This window comes from Streptomyces sp. NPDC046876, from assembly GCF_040645035.1.
Taxonomy (GTDB): Bacteria; Actinomycetota; Actinomycetes; order Streptomycetales; family Streptomycetaceae; genus Streptomyces.
Map to the genome: position 1 here is coordinate 74,629 of NZ_JBEYXK010000020.1, position 20,294 is coordinate 94,922.

A 20,294-nucleotide genomic window follows, 5' to 3' on the forward strand; every position below is an offset into this window, starting at 1 on the left:
TGCACATGAGGATGCTGATCAACAGTGCCGAGACCGTCGTCGCCGACGCGTTGCGCGGAATGGCGGCCGCACATCCCGAGCTGGAGGTCGACGCCGACAAGCGGGTCGTCGTACGGCGCGGCGCGCGCGAGGGCGGCCGCGTCGGGCTCGTCTCCGGCGGCGGGTCCGGGCACGAGCCGCTGCACGCCGGCTTCGTCGGGCTCGGCATGCTGTCGGCCGCGTGCCCCGGCGAGGTGTTCACCTCCCCCGTGCCCGACCAGATGCTGCGGGCCGCGAAGGCCGTGGACAGCGGCCAGGGCGTCCTGTTCGTCGTCAAGAACTACACCGGCGACGTGCTCAACTTCGAGATGGCCGCCGAGCTCGCCGAGGACGACGGCGTACGCATCGAGCAGGTACTGGTGAACGACGACGTCGCCGTCACCGACAGCCTGTACACGGCGGGACGCCGGGGCACCGGCGCCACCCTGTTCGTGGAGAAGATCGCCGGGGCGGCCGCCGAGGAGGGCGCCCCGCTGGAGCGCGTCGCGGCGCTCGCCCGGCGCGTCAACGAGTCCTCCCGCAGCTTCGGCGTGGCGCTGAGCGCGTGCACGACCCCGGCGAAGGGCAGCCCGACCTTCGAGCTCCCGGACGGCGAGCTGGAATTGGGGATCGGCATCCACGGCGAGCCGGGCCGCGAGCGGCGGCCGATGATGCCGGCGCGCGAGATCGCGGAGACCGCGGTGGCCGCCGTCATGGAGGAGGTGGCGAAGGTGGGGCCCGCCGACGACCCGGTGCTCGTCCTCGTCAACGGCATGGGCGCGACCCCGCTGCTGGAGCTGTACGGGTTCCACGCGGAGGTGGCCGCGGCCCTGGCCGCCCGGGGCGTGCAGGTGGCGCGGTCGCTGGTCGGAAACTACGTCACCTCGCTGGACATGGCGGGCTGTTCGGTGACGGTGTGCCGTGCGGACGAGGAACTGCTGCGGCTGTGGGACGCGCCGGTGCGGACCGCGGCGCTGCGCTGGGGATGCTGAGCGCGGGGCCGGCCGTAGGGTGTGCGCAAGCGGGACCTGGGCGGGACCTGACAGGGCGAGGCGAGGAGACCGAGGTGCGTGACGCAGACTTCTTCCGGCGCTGGATGGCCGCGGCTGCGGCCGCCGTGGCGCGCGAGGCCGACCGGCTGACCGAGCTGGACTCCCCCATCGGGGACGCCGACCACGGCAGCAACCTCCTGCGCGGCTTCACCGCGGTGCAGGCCGCCCTGGAGGGCGAACCGCCCGGCACCCCGGGAGCGGTGCTCCAGCTGGCGGGACGGACGCTGATCTCCACGGTCGGCGGGGCATCGGGCCCGCTGTACGGGACGCTGCTGCGGCGGACCGGCAAGGAGCTGGGGGAGGCCGCCGAGGTCTCCGACGACGCGCTGCGCCAGGCGCTGTCCGCGGGCGTCGCCGCGGTGGCCCAGCTCGGCGGGGCGGCGCCGGGCGACAAGACGATGCTGGACGCGCTGGTGCCGGGGCTGGCGGCGCTGTCCACCTCGTACCGGGCGGCGGCCGACGCGGCGGAGGACGGCGCGCTGGCGACGGTGCCGATACTGGCCCGCAAGGGCCGCGCCAGCTACCTCGGGGAGCGCAGCATCGGGCATCAGGACCCGGGGGCGACCTCGTCCGCGCTGCTCCTGGCGGCGCTCGCGGAGGTGGCGGGATGACCGGGCAGGAGGTCGGGATCGTGCTGGTGTCGCACAGCGCGCGGGTGGCGCAGTCCGTGGCGGAGCTCGCGACGGGCCTGGCCGCGGGCGGAGCGGTCGCACCCGTCGCTGCGGCCGGCGGCACCGAGGACGGCTCGCTGGGCACGAGCGCGGAGCTGATCGCGGCGGCCGTACGGCAGGTGGACCGGGGAGCGGGTGTCGCGCTGATCGCGGACCTGGGCAGCGCGGTGCTGACGGTGAAGTCGCTGCTGGCCGACGACGAACTGCCGCCGGGGGCCCGGCTGGTGGACGCCCCGTTCCTGGAGGGAGCGGTGGCGGCGGTGGTGGCCGCCTCGACGGGAGCCGGGCTGGACGCGGTGGCCGCGGCCGCCGAGGAGGCCTACGGCTACCGCAAGACCTGACCCCGGGGGCCGCCCCTTTCCGCCCCTGACCCCTGTCCGGCGGATCAGGCCGAGCCGGAGGGGCGGCGCCCGGATCCCGTCACTGGCCCACCCTTCCGTCGATGCACTCGCGCAGCAGGTCGGCGTGTCCGCAGTGCCGCGCGTACTCCTCGACCCGGTGCACCATCAGCTCCCGGATGGCGATCCCGTCCTTCCCGACGCGCCGGCCCAGGTCCTCGTACGCGGCCAAGGCGGCGTCGGTCGCGGCCTGTTCGCGCTCCAGATCGGCGTACGCGGCATCGACCACGGCCTGCTCTGCGACGGCCCCGTGGAAGTCCGCGTCCTTCGCGCCGTACAGCTTCGGCAGCGGTTCGCCGTCGCCGAGCCAGTTGCGCCAGTCCCGTTCCACCTCGGCGAGGTGCCGGAGCAGGCCCAGCAGCGACATCGTCGAGGGCACGACCGACCGGCGGGCCAGCTGCTCCGGGTCCAGGCCCTCGCACTTCATGCGCAGGGTCATGCGGTAGTTCGCGAGGAAGTCCTGCAGGGTCGCGAGCTCGCCGTCCGGGCTGTCCTCGTTGTTGCGGGGATCGTCATCCAGGTCGGCCCACATGTCGGGGTAGACCGTCGCCTGCGTCCATCGCTCGGGTTGATCGCTCATGCGCTGCATGGTGAACCGCGACGGCCCGGGCCCGCCACCCGATTTGCGTGCCGGGGCCGGCGACGAGACGAAAGGACGACGAGACGACGAGAGGGTCAGCGGCCGCGCAGGGTGTTGAGCTCCCGGCGGTCGCGCTTCGTCGGGCGGCCCGCGCCCCGGTCGCGGATGCCGACGGCCGCGGCCTCGACCGCGGTCGGCGGCGGCGGGCTGTTGTCGACGAAGCACTCGGCGGCCACCGGCGCACCCACCCGCTTCGTCACCGGCCGCTTGACCACCACGATGCGCTCGCGCCCCGCGTGGAACAGCCGCACCTCGTCCCCCGCCTTCACCGACTGGGCCGGCTTCGCGCGCTCCCCGTTGACCTTCACGTGGCCCGCCCGGCAGGCGGTCGCGGCGATCGAACGGGTCTTGGTGAGCCGGACCGACCAGATCCAGGCGTCCACCCGCGCGCTTCCCGTCTCCGTGCCGGCGCCCGCGCTCGATCCCGTACCCGTTCCGGTTCCCGTGCTCGCGCCCTTGCCCGTTGCGTGATCTGCCATGGTCCGACTCTAGCGATCCGGGGCGCCGGAACCGGAACGAGTTTTGGCGTAACCTCCCAGTCCTATCGCATCTGCCATGTATATCGACCAAAGAGAATTGCACATGCGCCGTGAGTGCGCCTACCTTGTCGCACATGCAGTCCTACACCATCGGGCAGGCGGCGCGTCTGCGGGGCGTCAGCCCGGACACGGCCCGCCGCCGGGCCGATGCCGGCCGGGTCGCGACCCACCGCGACGACGCCGGCCGACGGTTGATCGACGGCCGCGACCTGGCCGCCTTCTCCGTGGAAGTGGGCCAGGGCGCCCACACCGAGGACGACGAGCCGTACACCTCGGCCCGCAACGCCTTCCCGGGCATCGTCACCGCCGTCAAGCTCGGCGACGTGGCCGCCCAGGTCGAGATCCAGGCCGGACCCCACCGCCTGGTGTCCCTGCTCACCCGCGAGGCCGTCGATGGGCTCGGCCTCGAGGTCGGCATGCAGGCCACCGCCCGCGTGAAATCCACCAGCGTGCACATCGACCGCACCTGACGGCCGGCTCATCCGATCCGGCCCCTCGCATCCGGCCCGGCCCCTGTCCCAACCCAACCCACCCCGCCCCGTCCCGTCCCCGTTCCCGCCCGCTCCGCCGTCACCGGCGCGGGTCGCCATCCCGCGCAGCCGGCACCCGTCCGGCCGCCGACCCGACCGAGGAGCACCTGCCCATGTCCTTCCCCTCCCTCCCCGCGAACCGCCGCACCGCCGTGGCCGCCGCCCTGGCCGCCGCCCTGCTCGTGCCCGCGCTGTCCGCCTGCGGCAGCGATGAGAAGCAGGCCGCCGACACCGGCTCGGGCGCCTCGGACTCCGCCTCCGCCGAGCCCAAGGCCGCAAACCTCACCGTCCTCGCCGCGTCCTCCCTCACCGACGTCTTCAAGGCCGCCGGCGCCGCGTACGAGAAGGCCCACCCGGGTACGAAGGTCACCTTCTCCTTCGCCGGATCGCAGGAGCTCGCCGCCCAGGTGAAGCAGGGCGCCCCGGCGGACGCGCTGGTGACCGCCGACACCAAGACGATGGACGGCCTGAAGGCCGAGACGAACGACCCCACGGTCATCGCCAAGAACCGCCTGGTCATCGCCACCGGCAAGGGCAACCCGTTCAAGATCGCCGGGCTCAAGGACCTCGCCGACACCAAGATCAAGGTGGTGCTCGCCGCGCCCGAGGTCCCCGTCGGCCGCTACAGCAAGCAGATCCTCGACGCCCAGAAGGTCGAGGTGAAGCCGGTCTCCCAGGAGCCCAACGTCCGCGCCGTCCTGAGCAAGGTCGAGCTCGGCGAGGCCGACGCCGGCCTCGTCTACAAGACCGACTCGGCGAAGTCCGCCGACAAGGTCGACACCGTGGAGATCCCGGACGACCAGAACGCCGTGGCCTCCTACCCGGCCGCGACGGTCAAGCAGTCCAAGAACGCCGAGGCCGCCGCCGCGTTCGTGGCCTGGCTGAGCAGCCCGGAGGCGCAGAAGATCCTCCAGGACGCGGGCTTCCAGAAGGCGTAACCGGCCCGACCGCCGGAGAGGTTCGAGAGGGATTGCCTGGTCCGGGGGGACGGGCAGTCCCTCTCGGCATGCGTCCCGTCCGCCCGTACCCACCCGCCCCCCATGCGCTCCCCCGTACGCTTCAGCCAGGAAACCCATGAGCAGACACCGCACCCCCAACCGGCCCCCCGTGACCCTGGCGCTGCCCGCGCTGCTCGCCGTCGCGTTCCTGCTGCTGCCCCTGGTCGGCATCCTCACCCGCACCGAGTGGGGCGAGCTCGGCACGCACCTGACCAGCCCGGGCACCGTCGAGGCCCTGCAGCTCTCGCTGCTCGTGTCGGCATGGGCACTCGGCCTCTCGCTGCTCCTCGGCGTGCCGCTCGCCTGGCTGCTGGCCCGCGTCGAGTTCAAGGGGAAGGCCTTCGTCCGCTCGCTGGTGCTGCTGCCGATGGTGCTGCCGCCCACGGTCGGCGGTGTGGCGCTGCTGCTGGGCTTCGGCCGGCGCGGGCTCCTCGGGCCCTGGCTGGAGGACGCCTTCGGCATCACCCTGCCCTTCCACACCTCGGGCGCGGTCCTCGCGGCGACCTTCGTCGCCATGCCGTTCCTCGTGATCAGCCTCGAGGGTGCGCTCGGCGGGCTGAAGCCGAGCTACGAGGAGACCGCCGCCTCGCTCGGCGCCTCGCCGGTGCGGGTGTTCTTCACCGTGACGCTGCCCATGGTGGCCCCCGGTCTGGTGGCCGGGGCGGCGCTCACCTGGGCCCGTGCGCTCGGCGAGTTCGGGGCGACCATCACCTTCGCCGGGAACCTGCCCGGCACCACGCAGACCCTGCCCCTGCAGGTCTACCTGCTGCTGCAGGACAAGCCGGAGGCCGCCACCTCGGTGTCCCTGCTGCTCCTCGCGATCGCCATGGCCGTACTGATCTCCCTGCGCGGCCGCTGGACCGGTACCCCGCTCGCCCGCCGGCCGGCCGGGGCCCCGCAGCCGGCGGCCGAGGACGCCCCGCCCGGCGAGGCTCCGGCGGCCGTCGGCGGCGCCGACAGCGACCTCGACGTCGGCCGCGATCGCGACGGGCAGTGGCCGCTGCACGCCACCGTCACCGGATTCAACGAGCTCACCCTGGACGCCGAGCCCGGCACCACCATCGCCGTCGTCGGCGAGAACGGCGCCGGCAAGACCACCCTGCTGCGCGCCCTGCTCGGCCTGACCCCCCGCGCCCGGGCCGAGCTCCGGCTCGGCGACACCGACGTCACAGAGCTGCCCCCGCACCGGCGGCAGGTGGCGTGGGTCCCGCAGGACGGGGCGCTGTTCCCGCACCTGAGCGCGCTCGCCAACACGGCGTACGGGCTCCGCGCCCGCGGGGTGCCGCGGGCCGGTGCACGGCGCGAGGCGCAGCGGTGGCTGGACCGGCTCGGCGTCGGCCACCTCGCCGGCCGCCGGCCCGCGCAGCTGTCCGGCGGCCAGGCCCAGCGGGTGGCGCTGGCCCGGGCGCTCGCCGCCCGCCCGCGGCTGCTCCTGCTCGACGAGCCGCTGGCCGCGCTCGACCAGGCCACGCGGGCCCGCGTGCGGCACACGCTGCGCACGCATCTGGCCGGGTTCGGCGGGGTCTGCCTGATCGTCACGCACGATCCGGTCGAGGCGGTGTCGCTGGCCGACCGCGTCCTCGTACTCGCCGACGGGCGGACCCTCCACGACGCCCCGCCCGCCGAGGTCACCCGGCATCCGCGGTCCCCGTGGGTGGCGCGGATGCTGGGCCGCAACGCGTGGCCGGGGACCACGACGGCCGACGGGCTCGTACTGCCGTCCGGGGGCCGGCTGGTGGTGGCCGAGGCACTGCCCGAAGGGGCCGAGGCGCTCGCGATCATCGGCCCGGAGGCGGTGTCGGTGCACCGCGACCGGCCGGGCGGCAGCCCGCGCAACGTCTGGCCGGGGACCGTACGGGAGATCACCGCGGTCGGCAGCCGGCTGCGCGTGCTGGTGTCCCCGGCCGAGGCGCCCGACCTGGTCGCGGAGATCACCCCCGAGGCCGCCGCCGAGCTGGGCCTGGTCGACGGCTCGAAGGTGTGGACCAGCGTGAAGGCGACCGAGGTCAGTCTCGTCCGGCTGTGACCTTGGCGGTGAGGACGTCGAGGTTGATCAGGGCGCGCTCGAGCCGCTCCTGGAGGGTCAGGGTCTCCTCGTACGCGCGGCCGCGCAGCTTCGGCTGCCGCTTGCCGCGCAGGTAGAGCGAGCAGGCGAGGTCGGCGCAGACGTAGAACCCGACGGTGTTGCCCTCCCGGCCGCGGGCGCCCGCGAGCGGGGCGACGAGCAGGGAGACGCCGGAGGCGGCGTGCGCCGTCAGACAGATCTGGCAGACGCTGGACTTCAGCGCGCTGGTGCGGTTGGTTCCGGGGACGCGGAGGCTTATGCCGACGGGCTCGCCGTCGGGGCCGCGCCGTACGAGGTGGGCGCGGAGGGGGGCGCCCGGGTCGACCCAGCCGAGGAAGTCGAGGTCTTCCCAAGGGAGTTCGTCGAAGTCCTGCGGCAGCCGCATCCGGGCCGCCTCGCCCTTGGTGCAGTTCACGAAGGATGAACGGATCTGCTTCTCGGTCAGTGGTTCCATGGGAGGCCACGCTACGGGTCAGTAGCATCCGAGTTCACCCGAATTTCCCGCTGCGCGGAGCCGTTTCCCCACCCCGCCCCTTCCCAAAACCGGGGCTCCGCCCCGGCCCCCGTTCCGTGCGCTTCGTGCCCGGTGCGCTCAAACGCCGCGCGGGCTGAAATCAGCCCCGTCGGCGTTTGAGGCGCGAGGGGTCCGGGGGCGGAGCCCCCGATCTTCAGCGGGGGCCGGGGCCGCAGGCCACGGTTTCGGGAAGGGGCAGGGAGGGGAGGGGCTCCGCGCAGCGGCAGCCGCAGCCGCACACGGCAGGGTCATGGCGGCGGCAGGGCGAATTCGCACCAGACCGACTTGCCCCCGCCCCGCGGTTCCACGCCCCACGCCTGCGCCAGCCGGTCCACCAGCAGCAGCCCCCGCCCCGACACCGCCCAGTCCCCCGCCTCCCGCCGGTGCGGCAAGGCGCTGCTGGAGTCCTCGACCTCGACCCGGATCCGCCCGGCGGCGGTCATCCGGACGTAGACGTGGCCGCCGCCGTCCGTGTGCACCAGCACGTTCGTCATCAGCTCGTCCGCGGCCAGTTCGACCGCGTCGGCCAGTTCCCGCGCCCCCCACGCGGCCACGGCCGCCCGGATCAGGTGGCGGGCCATCGCCGGCCCCTCGGGGTCGCCGGGGGTGAGCCGCAGCCGCAGCGGCCCGCCGCCGCGCGGGCTCGGGGTGCCGCGGCGGCGCAGCAGGAGCAGGGCCATGTCGTCGCCGGCGCCCGCGTCGCCGACCAGGTCGCACAGCGCGTCGGCCAGCTCCTCCACGTCGGTGGGACCGCTGCTGACGGCGTCCATCAGCTCGCGCATGCCCGCATCGGGGTCGTCCGCGTACGGGCGTGCGAGCAGCCCGTCGGTGCACAGCACGAGCGTGTCCCCGGGGTGCAGTTCGAGGCTGGTGACGGGGTACCCGGAGCCCGCCGGGCCCCCCGGCGGGGCCTCGCGCGGCGCCAGCCCGAGGGGGAGCCCGCCGGCCACCTGGACGGGATGGGCGGTGCCGTCGCCGCGCCGCACCACCGGGTCGTGGTGCCCGGCGCGGACCAGCTGCAGCATGCCGGTGTTCAGGTCCAGCTCGGCGTACGTACAGGTGGCGAGGCGGTCGGTGGCCAGGTCGCGCAGGAAGGCGGAGGCCCGGGCCATCGCCGTGTCGGGGGTGTGGCCCTCGGCGGCGTACGCCCGCAGGACGATCCGCAGCTGGCCCATGACCGCGGCCGCGTCGGTGTCGTGGCCCTCCACGTCGCCGACCATGACCCCGATCCGGCCGTCGCCGAGCGGGACCACGTCGTACCAGTCCCCGCCGATCTCCCGCCCCATCCGGGCGGCCCGGTACCGCACGGCGATCCGGCTGCCCGGCACCTGCGGGATTCGGCGCGGCAGCATGGCCCGCTGGAGGCCTTCGGCGAGGTCGTGCTCCTGCTCGAAGAGCATGGCCCGCTGCAGGCTCTGGGCGATGCCGCTGCCGAGCGCGACGAGCACGTTGCGCTCCTCGGAGGTGAAGTCACCGTCGCGCCGGTACAGCAGCCCGAGCGCGCCGATGGCCCGCCCTTGGGCGATCAGCGGCAGGTAGACCCCGCTGCGCACGGACAGCGGCTCGATGTACGGCCACAGCAGCGGGTAGCGGTGCTGGAACTCCTCGCGGGAGGCGAGGAAGACCGGCTGGAGGCTGCGCACGGCCTCGCTCATCGGGAACCGGGCGTCGATGCGGGTGTACTCGATCTCCGGGACGTACGAGCCGAGCTGCCCCTCGGCGACGAGGTGGATCCGGCCGCCGTCGACGATGCCGAGCATCACGCTGACCGCGCCGAGGTGGCCGAGGGCCTCGGGGTCCTTCAGGACGTCGGTGACGTCGTTGACGGTGCGGGCGTGGGCCAGGATCGCGGTGGTCCGTTCGACGACGCCGGTCATCCGGCGCCGCCCCTCGGCCCGTTCCCCGCCGGCGCCGGGCTCGCCGGGGTCGTGGGCGGCGTCGCGCAGGATCCCGATGACCCGGTACGGGCGGCCGTCCGGGTCGCGCAGGATGTGGCCCTGGATGTGGATCCAGGCGGGGGACCCGTCACGCCGGCGGCTGCGGATGTAGACCCCGTAGTGGCTGCGGCCGTCCTTGAGCGCCTGCGCCACGCGGGCGTCGAGCCGGGCCGCCTCGGGCGGTCCGATACGGGTGCGCAGCCCGGCGGGGGTGCCGCTGAACTCCTCGGGGCGCAGGTCGAGGACCTCGAGGGCGGTGGGGTCCAGGTGCATGCGCCCGCTGTCGAGGTCCCAGTCGAAGGTGCCCATGTGGTTGAGCGCGAGGCTCATGTCCGGCTCGGCAGGCCACCGGACCTCGGGGCTCGCTCGCCTTTCGGCCATGCAGCCAGGGTCTCACCGATCGGAGCCGCGCGCGGGCTGCGCCTTCGCCCGTGCGCGGCACCTTCCGGCTGTGCGACGTGCCCTTCGAGGGCCCGCTGTCGATCACGACCTGGGAAGAGGCGTTGACCGTGTCGGCGCCGGCCGGATCGGGACGAGTTCGTCGTGCCCGACGTGGCGCCTTGTCGCGACCGTGCCACTTCCAGGCTCCGCCCCGGCTCGGACCGTGTCGATTCGGCGGCCGCTGCAGCCGTTCGCGCCGCGCAGGCATCGCCGCAGGTCAGAGGCCTCTTATGGGTAATGACAACGGTCCCCGTTGCAGCCTTTGCCCATTGCTTCGCGGTGCGCTTCACTTCACGCGTCGGCAACCGAACGGACGGGGGAAGCGATGGGCGTGCACGACCACACGCAGGACGAGGACCGCATCCGCGGCACGGGCCACGACCACGGGCCGGGCCACGACCACGGGCACGGCCACGCCGGGCACAGCCACGGGGTCTCCGCGGACGCGGACCGGCGGTGGCTGGCGATCGCGCTCGGCCTGATCGGAGCGTTCATGGCCGTGGAGGTGGCCGTCGGCATCATCGCCCAGTCGCTGGCCCTGATCTCCGACGCCGCGCACATGCTCACCGACGCGGTCTCGATCGTGCTCGCGCTCGTCGCGATGCGGCTCGCGGCCCGCCCGGCGCGCGGCGGGTTCACGTTCGGCCTCAAGCGCGCGGAGATACTCTCCGCCCAGGCCAACGGCCTCACGCTGCTGCTGCTGGCGCTCTGGCTGGCGTACGAGGCGGTGCGGCGGCTGCTCGACCCGCCGCCGGTGGCGGGCGGGCTGGTGCTGGCCACCGCGCTCGCCGGCATCGTGGTGAACGTCGCCGCGGCCTGGTGCATCTCGCGGGCGAACCGCTCCTCGCTCGCCGTCGAGGGGGCCTACCAGCACATCCTGAACGACCTGTTCGCCTTCATCGGCACCGCCGTCGCCGGCCTGATCGTCCTGACGACCGGCTTCGCACAGGCCGACGCGATCGCCACGCTCGTGGTGGTGGCGCTGATGGTGAAGGCGGGCTACGGGCTGGTCCGCGAGTCCGGCCGGATCTTCCTCGAGGCCGCCCCGGCGCACCTGGACCCGGACGCGGTCGGGGACCGGCTCGTCGGCCTCCGGCCCGTCACCGAGGTCCACGACCTGCACATCTGGACCATCACCTCCGGCCAGGCGGCGCTGTCGGCGCACGTGCTCGTCGAGCCGGCCGGCGACTGCCACGCGGTGCGCCGGGAGCTGGAGCGGCTGCTGGCGCAGGAGTACGGGATCACGCACACCACCCTGCAGGTGGACCACGTGCAGGAGGCGCTGCTGACGGTGGGCCGGCCCGGCGAGGACGCGGTCGACCCGCACTGCGCGGACGCGCACGGCCCGGTGCACCGGCACGGCCCGCACGACCACTGAGCGGTGGGCGGCCCGCCCGGCGGGCATACATCCGCCCATGACCGACAAACGCAGTGCCGGGCTGCTCCTCTTCCGTGACGCCGCCCCCGGCGGCACGGGCATCGAGGTGCTTCTCGGCCACATGGGCGGCCCGTACTGGGAGCGCCGCGACGAGGGGGCCTGGTCCATCCCCAAGGGCGAGTACACGCCGGACGAGGAGCCGCTGGACGCGGCGCGGCGGGAGTTCACCGAGGAGATCGGCCTCCCGCCCCCCGAGGGGCCGTACCTCCCGCTGGGCGAGGTGCGGATCCCGGGCGGGAAGCTGGTGACGGTCTGGGCCGTACGGGCGGACCTGGATCCGGCGCTGATGGTGCCCGGGACCTTCACGATGGAGTGGCCGCCGCGCTCCGGACGGACGGTGGAGTTCCCCGAGTTGGACCGGGTCGCCTGGTTCACTCCGGAGGTGGCCGAAACCAAACTGGTGAGCTCTCAAGTCACTTTCGTAGAGCGGCTGTTGGGGTTACCGGAGGGTTGACTCGACCTTGACTTGCCAACAAACCCCACCCGAGTGGACATTGCACGTATGACGAACGTCGTGCTGGTGGGAACCCTGGACACCAAGGGTGTCGAGTACGGCTGGCTGCGCGAGGGGCTGCTGCGCACCGGCGTCGAAGTGATCATGGTCGACACAGGAATCATGGGCGAGCCACGGGTGCCCGCCGACGTGCCCCGCGCAGCGGTGGCCCGGGCGGCGGGTGCGGAACTGTCGGACCTGCGGGCGGCCGCCGACCGGGGCGCGGCCGTCACCACGATGGCCCGGGGCGCGGAGGCGACGCTGCTGCGCCTGCACGCCGAGGGCCGGCTGCACGCGGTGCTCGCCATCGGCGGCAGCGGCGGCACCTCCATCGCCACCCGGGCGATGCGGGCGCTGCCGCTGGGCGTGCCGAAGCTGATGGTCTCCTCCATGGCGTCCGGGGACGTGGCCCCGTACGTCGGGTCCGCGGACATCACCATGATGTACAGCGTCGTGGACATAGCGGGCATCAACAGCATCTCCTCCCCGATCCTCGCCAACGCGGTGGCCGCCGCCGCCGGCATGGCCAAGGCCTACGAGCGGGCCGGCCTGGAGTCACGGCGCCCGGCCCGCCTGGGCGCCGGCTCGCGACCCCTCGTCGCGGCGAGCATGGCGGGCGTGACCACGCTCGGCGTCGACGCGGCGCGCGAGCGGCTGACGGAACTGGGCTACGAGGTCCTCGTCTTCCACGTCAGCGGCACCGGCGGCCGGACCCTGGAGAAGCTGGCCGGCCAGGGGGTGTTCGCGGGGGTGCTCGACCTCACCCTCAGCGAGCTCGCCGACGACCTGTGCGGCGGCATCCTCAGCGCCGGGCCCGACCGGCTCAGCGCGGCCGGGCGGGCCGGCATCCCGCAGGTGGTGAGCCTGGGCGCACTGGACATGGTGAAGTTCGGGCCGTTGGACTCCCTCCCCGAACGGGTGCGGTACCGGCGGGTCCGCGTGCACAACCCGTCCATCACGGTGATCCGCACCACCGAGGCCGAATGCGCCGAGCTCGGCCGCCGGGTCGCCGCCAAGCTCCGTACGGCGACGGGCCCCACCGAGGTGTGCCTGCCACTGCGCGGCCTGTCCACGCTGGGCGCGCCGGGCGGGCCGTACCACGACCCGGCCGCGGACCGGGCCCTGTTCAAGGCGCTGCGGGAGGGGCTGCGGGGCACTTCCGCGGTCCTGCGCGACTACGACACCCACATCAACGACCCCGCGTTCGGGCGGGCGGCCGCCGACCGGCTGCACGCGATGATCCGCGCGGAGCGCGCCGCGGCCTGACCCGGGCCGGGGCCCGCGGCGCGCCCGCGCCGGTCGCGCCGCGGCCCGAGGCGTGAGACACGCCGCAGGGTTGGGAACCGGCCGTGGCGGAAACCGTGTCCTGGGGGGTGGCCGGTCGGATGGCGACCGGCCCTTCGGGCACGGCGGCGCCACGGACGGGGGCGGACGATGACGAACGGGTGGACGGTACCCGGCTACACGCATGCCCGGGACCTCGGCTCCGGGGCGAGCGGCCGGGTGGTCCTCGCCGTGCACGACGCGACCGGCACGCCCGTGGCGGTGAAGTACCTCGCCGACCGGCTGCGCGAGGACCCGGCGTTCGTCGGGGAGTTCCGGGCGGAGGCCCGGCTGCTGGGCGCACTGCATACCCCGGACGTGGTCCGCCTGTACGAGTACGTGGAGGCGCCCGGCGGCGCCGCCATCGTGATGGAACTGGTCGACGGGATCTCCCTGCGCGCCCTGCTGAAGCAGTCCGGGCAGACCGGTCCCGAGGCCGCCCTGGTCCTGCTGAAGGGCTCGCTGCTGGGGCTGGCGGCGGCGCACCGGCAGGGCGTCGTCCACCGCGACTACAAGCCGGAGAACGTGCTGGTCGCGGCCGACGGCAGGTCGAAGCTGGTGGACTTCGGGATCGCGACGCGCCGCGGCAGCACGCCGGGCGTGGCCGGCACCCCCGCCTACATGGCGCCCGAGCAGTGGCAGGGGCGGCCCGCCTCGCCCGCCGCCGACGTGTACGCGGCGACGGCGACCTTCTTCGAGTGCCTGACCGGGCACAAGCCCTACCCGGGGCAGAACTTCGCGGAGCTCGCGGTGCAGCACGTCGAGGCGCCGGTCCCGGCGGCCGAGGCCCCGGAGCCGGTGCGTCCGCTGATCCTGCGGGGCCTGGCCAAGGCTCCGGAGCAACGCCCGGAGAACGCGGAGGCGTTCGTCGCGGAGCTGGAGCACGTGGCGCTGGCGGCGTACGGGCCGGACTGGGAGGAGCGCGGGCAGCGCAAGCTGGCGGCGCTCGCCGCGCTGCTGCCGCTGCTGTTCCCCTCCGCGGGCGCACCGGCAGCGGGGACCACGGCGGTGGCGACGACCTCGCTGGGGCCCGGTTCTGGCTGGGCGCCGGGGCGGCGCGGGCTGTACGCGGCGGGCGCGGCGCTGGTCCTGGGGGTGGTGGCCGGGCTCACCACCAGTGCGATGGGCGGGGAGCCCGGCGGAGCGCGGGCGGTGAACACCTTCGCCACGTCCAGCCCGGGTCCGACCGCTTCGGCCGGGGCGTCGGGCTCGCCCCTGCCGGGTCCGAGCGGGTCGGCCTCGCCGAGTGCGTCGGCCTCGCCCGAGGCGTCCGCGTCCGCTTCCCCGTCCGCGTCGCCTTCCGCGTCGCCGTCCGGCTGGGCCTGGCCTTCGCTGTCGCCGAGCCCGGGCCACACCGTGAGCCGGCCGCCGACCACTCCCCCGGCCACGACCTGGCCGCCGACCTCGCCGCCCGCCCCGTCCCCGAGGGCGACGGTGTACGCGGTCGGGGTGGACCTGACGCAGAGCGGCCCCGGCACCGGGCGGGCGAGCGTCGGGATCAAGGCCGCGGGCAGCGGCACGGTGAAGGTCACGGTGCAGTGGTTCACCGGCAACGACGGCAACCCGTTCGCCGCGCCGGACGGCTCCGCCGTCTACGACTACAAGCCGGGCGGGGCGTTCGGCCCGCTGACGCACACGTTCAAGGGCACGGGCTGCTACTGGGCCGTCCGTGTCACGACGGTGCCGGCCGCGGCCGAAGGGCCGGCGACCGACACCCTGCTCGACAGGAGGTGCGTTCCCGGATGAGCGAGGACGACGAGTACAGCGCCACGGTGCTCGGCAGCCACTGGATCAGCGGCCCGCCCGGGGTGGACACGACTCAGCCCCTCCCGACACAGGCCCTCCCGACACAGGCCCTTCCGACACAGGCCCTCCCTACGGAAGCCGGCCCGGCGCAGGCCCGGGAGGCCGTTCCGGACCGGATCGAGGGTTCGGTCATGCGGTTCGGGCCGGGGGTGACGGCGGCCGTGCCCGCCCCGTTCCCCGTGGTCGTGGCCCCGCCGGCGCGGCGGCGGCGCGGCGAGTGGCGCCGCTACGCCCTGGCCGGGGCGGTGCTGCTCGCGGTGCTGGCGTACCTGGCCTGGCAGCGGTTCGGGCCGGGGATCGAGGTGCGGGAGGTGACGGCGGCGACGGCCGGCGCCCAGGACGCCGGCTGCGACTCGACGGCCGATGTGGTGGCCGTCGTACGGACCAACGGGCGCCCGGGGACGTTGGAGTACCGGTGGATCCGCAGCGACGGCACCCGCTCGGAGCAGCTCACGGAGCGGGTGCCGCGCGGCCGGGACGAGGCCCGGCTGCACCTGCTGTGGACCTTCCGGGGCCAGGGGGTCTACCCGGCCACGGCCGAGATCGAGCTCGTCTCCCCGGAGCACCGCACGGCGACGGCGCGGTTCACCTACCGCTGCGCCGGCTGAGCGGGCCCCGGGCCGGCACCGGGGCAGGTTGCGGCCCCGGCCCCGGCCGCCGTGCCGTCAGAAGCGGGCGTGGGCGGTGATGTCCGCCTCGAACTCGCCCGTCATGGCGGGGGTGACCGTGGGCCGGCATTGCCGGACCGCCGCCAGGTAGTCCTCGGTGGTGGCGCCGAGCCGGTCCGACGCCCCGCCGCGGACGCCCACCGACTCCAGGTCCCGTTCGAAGGACACCTGGGCGGCGATCCGCGCCGCGTGCTCGATGTCCGCCGGGGTGAACAGCTCGCTCGCCTCCACCAGGGCCGCCACGTCGACGTCCGCGCGGCCCTCCGTGTAGCGGGACCAGATAGCGGCGCGGGCCCCGGAGTCCGGGGTGCCGATCGGGATCAGGTAGTCGAAGCGCCCCGGCCTCAGGAAGGCCGGGTCCAGGGAGCGGATGGAGTTGGTGGCGCAGACGAGCAGCCGCTCGCCGCCCTCGCGGAATCCGGGGATCAGCTTCAGCAGCTCGTTCGTCACCCCGTGGATGCCCCCGGGCTGCGCGGGCTCGGTGCGCACGGGCGCGATCTCCTCGACCTCGTCGATGAAGACGAGCACCCGTTCCAGCTCGGCGATCCGCGCGAACGCGTCGCGCAGTGCGGCGGCCAGGTTTCCCTCGTCGGCGAGGCGGGAGGGCAGCAGCTCCACGAACGGCCAGCCGAGCCGGGAGGCGATGGCGCGGGCGAAGGTGGTCTTGCCGGTGCCGGGCGGGCCGAACAGGGTGATGGCGCGCGGCGGCCGGACACCGTGCGCGGCGGCCCGCTCGGGCTCGGCGAGCGGCAGCACCACGCGCCGCTCGATGAGGTCCTTCTCCTGCTCCATGCCGGCGACCTTCTCCCACAGGTCACTCGGCAGGAAGCGGCCGCCGAGGTCGTCGAGGAGGCCCGCGGCGGGCCCGTGCAGCGGCTCGCTCTTCTCGAAGTAGGCGACGGCCGGCTGCCGGGTGTAGCCGGCGTTGAGCAGGCCCTCGCCCAGCAGGTCCTCCTCCGGCAGGACGTACGCGATCCGGCCGACGCGGGCGGCGATGAGCCGCCGCTCCAGCTCGACCAGCAGGGCGCTGGCCAGGCCCCGGCCGCGCCAGCCGGCGGCGATGGCGATCCGCATCACCCAGGCGCGTTCGCCGGTGACGCAGGCGAGGGCCGCGCCGATCGGCACGCCCTGGTGGACGGCGACCACGCAGGGCTGCCGGTCGGTCAGGGCGCTGATGCACTCGGCCAGCGAGAAGACGGATTCCTGGCCGAGCTCGGCCGTGGTGTCGATCAGATGGACGACTGCGGCGAGATCGCTCTCGCGGTAGTCGTGGATGAGCCAGTTCACCCGGTACCGCCCCTCGTTCGTGCTCCTGCGGCGAGGCTAGGGGCGGCGGGGCGGCCCGCCCACGCTCCGCGGTGCACAACAGCGGGCGCGCGAACCGTCCGTGTCGTCCATAGACTGGTGCTTTCCGCCCGCGCCGCCCCCCGAGGATCCGATCCGGTTCATGACTTCCGACATATCCGAGATACCTGACGGCCGGCGGCGGATCCTCGTGTGGCTGCTGCCGGTGCTGTGGACGCTCGGGTTCGGGCTGTGGGGGCTGTCCCGGCAGGACAGTGTGTGGCGGGACGAGGCGGCCACGTGGCAGGTGGCCGTGAGGCCGGCCGGCGAGATCTGGGAGATGCTCGGCAACGTCGACGCCGTGCACGGGCTGTACTACCTGCTGATGCACGCCCTGTTCGAGCTCTTCGGGGCCGGTACGACGACGCTGCGGCTGCCGTCCGTGCTGGCGGTCGCGGCCGCCGCGGCGTGCGTGGCGCTGATCGGGCGGCGGCTGGCCGGGTTCTGGGCGGGGCTGGGCGCAGGGCTCGCGCTGGCGCTGCTGCCGGCCGTGCAGTTCCACCTCCAGGAGGGCCGCCCGTACGCGCTGGTCGCGGCGGGGGCCGGGCTGTCGACGCTGCTGCTGGTGTCGCTGCTGGCGGACGCCGGGGTCGGGGGGCCTCCAGGCGGGGGCCCGGAGCGGCCGCGACGGCGCCGGTGGCCCCGCTGGACGGCGTACACGGCGTACGGGCTCACGGTGCTGGTGTGCGCCCTGCTGAACTGGCTGTCGCTGCTGGTCCTGCCCGCGCACGCCGCGACCCTGTGGTGGGTGCGGGCGGGGCGGGGCGTGGTCGGGCGGTGGGCCGTGGCCTCGGCGGGGGCCGTGGCGGGGGCGCTGCCGCTGGTCCTGTTCAGCCGGAGCCAGTCCGAGCAGGTGTCGTGGATACCGCCGCTGACCTGGCACATGATGGCCGGCCCGGCGATCCTGCTGGCGGTCGGCGGCCTCGGGGCCGTGCTGGACAGGCCGCGCGCGGGCCGGCTGTCGGCGGCCGCGGTCGGGCTGCCGCTGCTGGCGGTGCCGCAGCTGGGCCTGGCCGGGATCTCGCTGGCCCGGCCGCTGTTCCTGGACCGGTACGTGCTCTTCGGCATGGTGGGCCTGGCCCTGCTGGTCGGGGCGGGCCTGGGGGCTTGCGTACGGGCCGCCGCGCCCCGGTTCCCGAGGGGGGCGGCGCTGCTGGTGCCGGGCGTGGTCGTGGCCGGGGTACTGGCGCTGCTGCCGGTGGCCCTCGCCGATCGGGCTCCGGCCAGTCGGATCGACGACGTACTGGCGGTGGCCGGTGAGGTGGCCCGGCTGAAGCAGCCGGGGGACGCGGTGCTGTTCGTGCCGGCCGCGCGGCGGGACACCGCGCTGGTCTCCCCCGGGGCCTTCGCGGGCCTCGCGGACATCGCCCTGGAGCGCGGGCCGGCCGCCTCGGCCACGCTCAAGGGCGAGGAGGCGGAGCCGGACCGGATACGGGCCGCGCTGCTCGGGCAGCGGCGGGTGCTGCTGGTGACGGATGCGGCGCGGGTGGCGAAGCCGTGGCGGGCCGCGCGGGACGCGGCGAAGGCGGCGGTGCTGCGGGAGCGGTTCACGGTGGTGGCGGACCGGCAGGTACGGGGCCGCCGTGTGACGGTGTACGAACGCCGCTAGGTCGTCTCTTTCGGATCTTGCCGGTTAAGCCCGCGTCGTCCGGTGCCGTGCATCGCAAGGCGGAGAGGCTCCCGATTACTGGACGTCCTCGGGTGCCTCGACAACGCAGCGAGGTGCGGTGCCGGCGGCGCGGGTCTGGGGGCACCTCCCAGCGGTAGCCGGGGGAGCAAGATCCGGAAGAGACTGCCTAGGGGCGCCGGACGGGCCTCGGGGCGCCGACCGGGCGGTTCGCCCGGTCCGGCCCGGTTGGCCCGGGTTCGCCGCCGCTCGCGGCCGGGCGGTCCGGGGATTCACAGCGGATTCATATGGAATAGCGGGCTCCGGTCATAGTTTCGACGGGGAATCTCGGAGCATGATCCCGAGCATGCTCCCCCCACCGGCCCACCGCCCCCGCATCCGGCGGACGTCCCGGACGCTCGCCGCGCTGGCCGCGATGGCCGCCCTGCTCAGCGTGAACATGCCGGACGCCGAGGCGGTGCCGCCGCTGGGCGTCACCGCGCAGGCCCTGCCCGACGAGACGGCGAACCGGGTCGGGCCGCTGTTCGCGGGCAGCCTGTCCGGGGGCCATTTCTGCACCGCCGCCGTGGTGCACAGCGACGGCCGCGACGTGATAGCCACCGCCGCGCACTGCCTGGGCGACCCGCAGAACACCTACTTCGCGCCGGGCTACCGCGACGGCAGCGCCCCGTACGGGGTGTGGCGCCTGACCGGCGCGTACCTGGCGCCGCAGTGGACCGCCGGCCAGGACCCCGACGCCGACGTCGCCTTCGCCACGGTGGTCCCGGTCGGCGACGGTCAGGGGGGCGACGGACCCGGCGGCGACGGGCACGGGGCGTCCGTGGAGGACGCTGTAGGCGGCTTCCCGGTGGCGGCCGAGCAGGCGGCCGACGCGGCGGTCACGATAGTGGGCTACCCCAGCACCGAGGACACCCCGCTGCGCTGCGCCAACACCACCGCCCTGTACTCCGACAGCCAGCGCCGGATCGACTGCCCCGACCTCAGCGGCGGCACGAGCGGCAGCCCCTGGCTGGTGGGCGGGGCGGTGGCCGGGGTGCTGGGCGGGTACGAGGGCGGGGGCTCTGACCCGGACGTGTCGTACAGCGCGGTGATGGGCGACCAGGCGGTGGAGCTCTACCGGGAGGCGGCCGACGCCGACTGAGCAGGCCGCGGCGCGTCCCCGGGCGGATCCCGGGACTCCGCCCGGCCCGCGCGCCCCGCGGGCCGTGGCTACTCCGGGATGCCCTCCGGCACCCATGCCGGAGCCGGGACGGCGACCGCGGCAGGGGCCGCGGCGGGCGTCTCCTCCGGGAGCTCGGCAGCCGGCCTGAACCAGGTCGGCTCGTCGCGCAGCGCCCGGTGGATCCGGTCCAGTGCGAACGGCTCCAACGGCGGCAGGGCGTCCGGCGCGAACCAGGCCACTTCCAGCGATTCGTGGTCGTTGACGCGGGCCTCGCCGCCGGTCGCCCGGCAGCGGAAGGTGATGTCCTGGAACTGGCAGACGTCGCCGTTCGGGTAGGTGAACGGCTGGAGCATCTCGACCAGCACCACCCGCTCGGGCACGCACTGCACGCCGGTCTCCTCGTACACCTCGCGCACGGCGGTGTCGGCGGGCTGTTCGCCCGGCTCGGCGATCCCGCCGACCACGGACCACCGTCCGGTGTCGGCGCGGCGGCCGAGCAGGACCCGCCCGTGCCCGTCGACGACGATGGCGCTGACGCCCGGCAGCAGCAGGAGCCGGTTCCCGGCGTGGGCGCGGATCTGGCGGATGAACTCAGGTGTGCTCATGCCACGAACCTTACGAGGCCCGCGC

Annotated in this window: 19 protein-coding genes; 13 read left to right on the forward strand and 6 right to left on the reverse strand. The window is 74.8% G+C overall.

All coding sequences use genetic code 11. The features are described from left to right. Positions 1-5: 5 nt before the first annotated feature. The 3 genes from dhaK (at position 6) to ABZ924_RS14515 (ending at position 2,082) form a co-directional block, all read left to right on the forward strand. Complete coding sequence (gene dhaK, locus ABZ924_RS14505; RefSeq protein ID WP_361908264.1) at positions 6-1,010, forward strand: dihydroxyacetone kinase subunit DhaK; 1,005 nt, start codon at positions 6-8, stop codon at positions 1,008-1,010. 74 nt (positions 1,011-1,084) lie between these two features. Beyond that, the gene (gene dhaL, locus ABZ924_RS14510) at positions 1,085-1,681 is read left to right on the forward strand and encodes a dihydroxyacetone kinase subunit DhaL (protein WP_361908267.1); all 597 of its coding nucleotides are present in this window, start codon (positions 1,085-1,087) and stop codon (positions 1,679-1,681) included. Then, the gene (locus ABZ924_RS14515) at positions 1,678-2,082 is read left to right on the forward strand and encodes a PTS fructose transporter subunit IIA (RefSeq protein ID WP_361908269.1); all 405 of its coding nucleotides are present in this window, start codon (positions 1,678-1,680) and stop codon (positions 2,080-2,082) included. The genes dhaL and ABZ924_RS14515 overlap by 4 nt, the downstream gene beginning before the upstream one ends. 79 nt (positions 2,083-2,161) lie before the next feature. On the opposite strand, the gene ABZ924_RS14520 is transcribed toward ABZ924_RS14515, so the two are convergent. Next, the gene (locus ABZ924_RS14520; RefSeq protein WP_361908271.1) at positions 2,162-2,728 is read right to left on the reverse strand and encodes a DUF664 domain-containing protein; all 567 of its coding nucleotides are present in this window, start codon (positions 2,726-2,728) and stop codon (positions 2,162-2,164) included. A gap of 86 nt (positions 2,729-2,814) precedes the next feature. Then, positions 2,815-3,258 (reverse strand): RNA-binding S4 domain-containing protein, encoded by a 444-nt coding sequence (locus tag ABZ924_RS14525; protein ID WP_361908274.1) that lies wholly within the window; start codon positions 3,256-3,258, stop codon positions 2,815-2,817. A 134-nt stretch (positions 3,259-3,392) separates the two neighbouring features. On the opposite strand from ABZ924_RS14525, the gene ABZ924_RS14530 reads away from it, so the two are divergent. The 3 genes from ABZ924_RS14530 to ABZ924_RS14540 all read left to right on the forward strand — a co-directional run bounded on the left by ABZ924_RS14530 (position 3,393) and on the right by ABZ924_RS14540 (position 6,872). Further along, positions 3,393-3,788, forward strand: a complete 396-nt coding sequence (locus tag ABZ924_RS14530; RefSeq protein ID WP_361908277.1) for a TOBE domain-containing protein — start codon at positions 3,393-3,395, stop codon at positions 3,786-3,788. Between the two features lie 173 nt (positions 3,789-3,961). After that, a complete protein-coding gene (modA, locus tag ABZ924_RS14535) occupies positions 3,962-4,786 on the forward strand; it encodes a molybdate ABC transporter substrate-binding protein (RefSeq protein ID WP_361908279.1) in 825 nt (274 codons plus the stop codon). Between the two features lie 136 nt (positions 4,787-4,922). Beyond that, positions 4,923-6,872 (forward strand): ABC transporter permease, encoded by a 1,950-nt coding sequence (locus tag ABZ924_RS14540; RefSeq protein ID WP_361908282.1) that lies wholly within the window; start codon positions 4,923-4,925, stop codon positions 6,870-6,872. Here ABZ924_RS14540 and ABZ924_RS14545 read toward each other — a convergent pair. Next, entirely contained in the window at positions 6,853-7,365 is a 513-nt protein-coding gene (locus ABZ924_RS14545; protein ID WP_361908285.1) for an FBP domain-containing protein, read from the reverse strand. The two genes, ABZ924_RS14540 and ABZ924_RS14545, sit on opposite strands and share 20 nt — an antisense overlap. A 308-nt stretch (positions 7,366-7,673) precedes the next feature. Continuing rightward, entirely contained in the window at positions 7,674-9,743 is a 2,070-nt protein-coding gene (locus ABZ924_RS14550) for a SpoIIE family protein phosphatase (protein WP_361908288.1), read from the reverse strand. A gap of 385 nt (positions 9,744-10,128) precedes the next feature. On the opposite strand from ABZ924_RS14550, the gene ABZ924_RS14555 reads away from it, so the two are divergent. The 5 genes from ABZ924_RS14555 (at position 10,129) to ABZ924_RS14575 (ending at position 15,471) form a co-directional block, all read left to right on the forward strand. Then, complete coding sequence (locus tag ABZ924_RS14555) at positions 10,129-11,181, forward strand: cation diffusion facilitator family transporter (protein ID WP_361908291.1); 1,053 nt, start codon at positions 10,129-10,131, stop codon at positions 11,179-11,181. A gap of 37 nt (positions 11,182-11,218) precedes the next feature. Beyond that, entirely contained in the window at positions 11,219-11,695 is a 477-nt protein-coding gene (locus ABZ924_RS14560) for an NUDIX domain-containing protein (protein WP_361908294.1), read from the forward strand. 48 nt (positions 11,696-11,743) lie between these two features. Further along, positions 11,744-13,000: a Tm-1-like ATP-binding domain-containing protein gene (locus tag ABZ924_RS14565; protein WP_361908297.1), complete on the forward strand. Its 1,257-nt coding sequence runs from the start codon at positions 11,744-11,746 to the stop codon at positions 12,998-13,000. A gap of 168 nt (positions 13,001-13,168) precedes the next feature. Then, positions 13,169-14,803: a serine/threonine-protein kinase gene (locus ABZ924_RS14570; RefSeq protein ID WP_361908299.1), complete on the forward strand. Its 1,635-nt coding sequence runs from the start codon at positions 13,169-13,171 to the stop codon at positions 14,801-14,803. After that, the gene (locus ABZ924_RS14575; RefSeq protein ID WP_361908302.1) at positions 14,800-15,471 is read left to right on the forward strand and encodes a hypothetical protein; all 672 of its coding nucleotides are present in this window, start codon (positions 14,800-14,802) and stop codon (positions 15,469-15,471) included. The genes ABZ924_RS14570 and ABZ924_RS14575 overlap by 4 nt, the downstream gene beginning before the upstream one ends. A gap of 57 nt (positions 15,472-15,528) precedes the next feature. On the opposite strand, the gene ABZ924_RS14580 is transcribed toward ABZ924_RS14575, so the two are convergent. Then, positions 15,529-16,818: a bifunctional GNAT family N-acetyltransferase/ATP-binding protein gene (locus tag ABZ924_RS14580; RefSeq protein ID WP_361908305.1), complete on the reverse strand. Its 1,290-nt coding sequence runs from the start codon at positions 16,816-16,818 to the stop codon at positions 15,529-15,531. A gap of 160 nt (positions 16,819-16,978) precedes the next feature. Between ABZ924_RS14580 and ABZ924_RS14585 the strand changes: the two genes are divergently transcribed. Next, positions 16,979-18,484 (forward strand): glycosyltransferase family 39 protein, encoded by a 1,506-nt coding sequence (locus tag ABZ924_RS14585; protein ID WP_361908308.1) that lies wholly within the window; start codon positions 16,979-16,981, stop codon positions 18,482-18,484. Between the two features lie 364 nt (positions 18,485-18,848). Further along, positions 18,849-19,643 carry a serine protease gene (locus ABZ924_RS14590; RefSeq protein ID WP_361908310.1) on the forward strand — a complete coding sequence of 265 codons (795 nt, stop codon included), beginning with the start codon at positions 18,849-18,851 and terminating at the stop codon, positions 19,641-19,643. Between the two features lie 68 nt (positions 19,644-19,711). Here ABZ924_RS14590 and ABZ924_RS14595 read toward each other — a convergent pair whose 3' ends face one another. Further along, entirely contained in the window at positions 19,712-20,269 is a 558-nt protein-coding gene (locus ABZ924_RS14595; protein WP_361908313.1) for an NUDIX domain-containing protein, read from the reverse strand. Between the last annotated feature and the right edge of the window lie 25 nt (positions 20,270-20,294).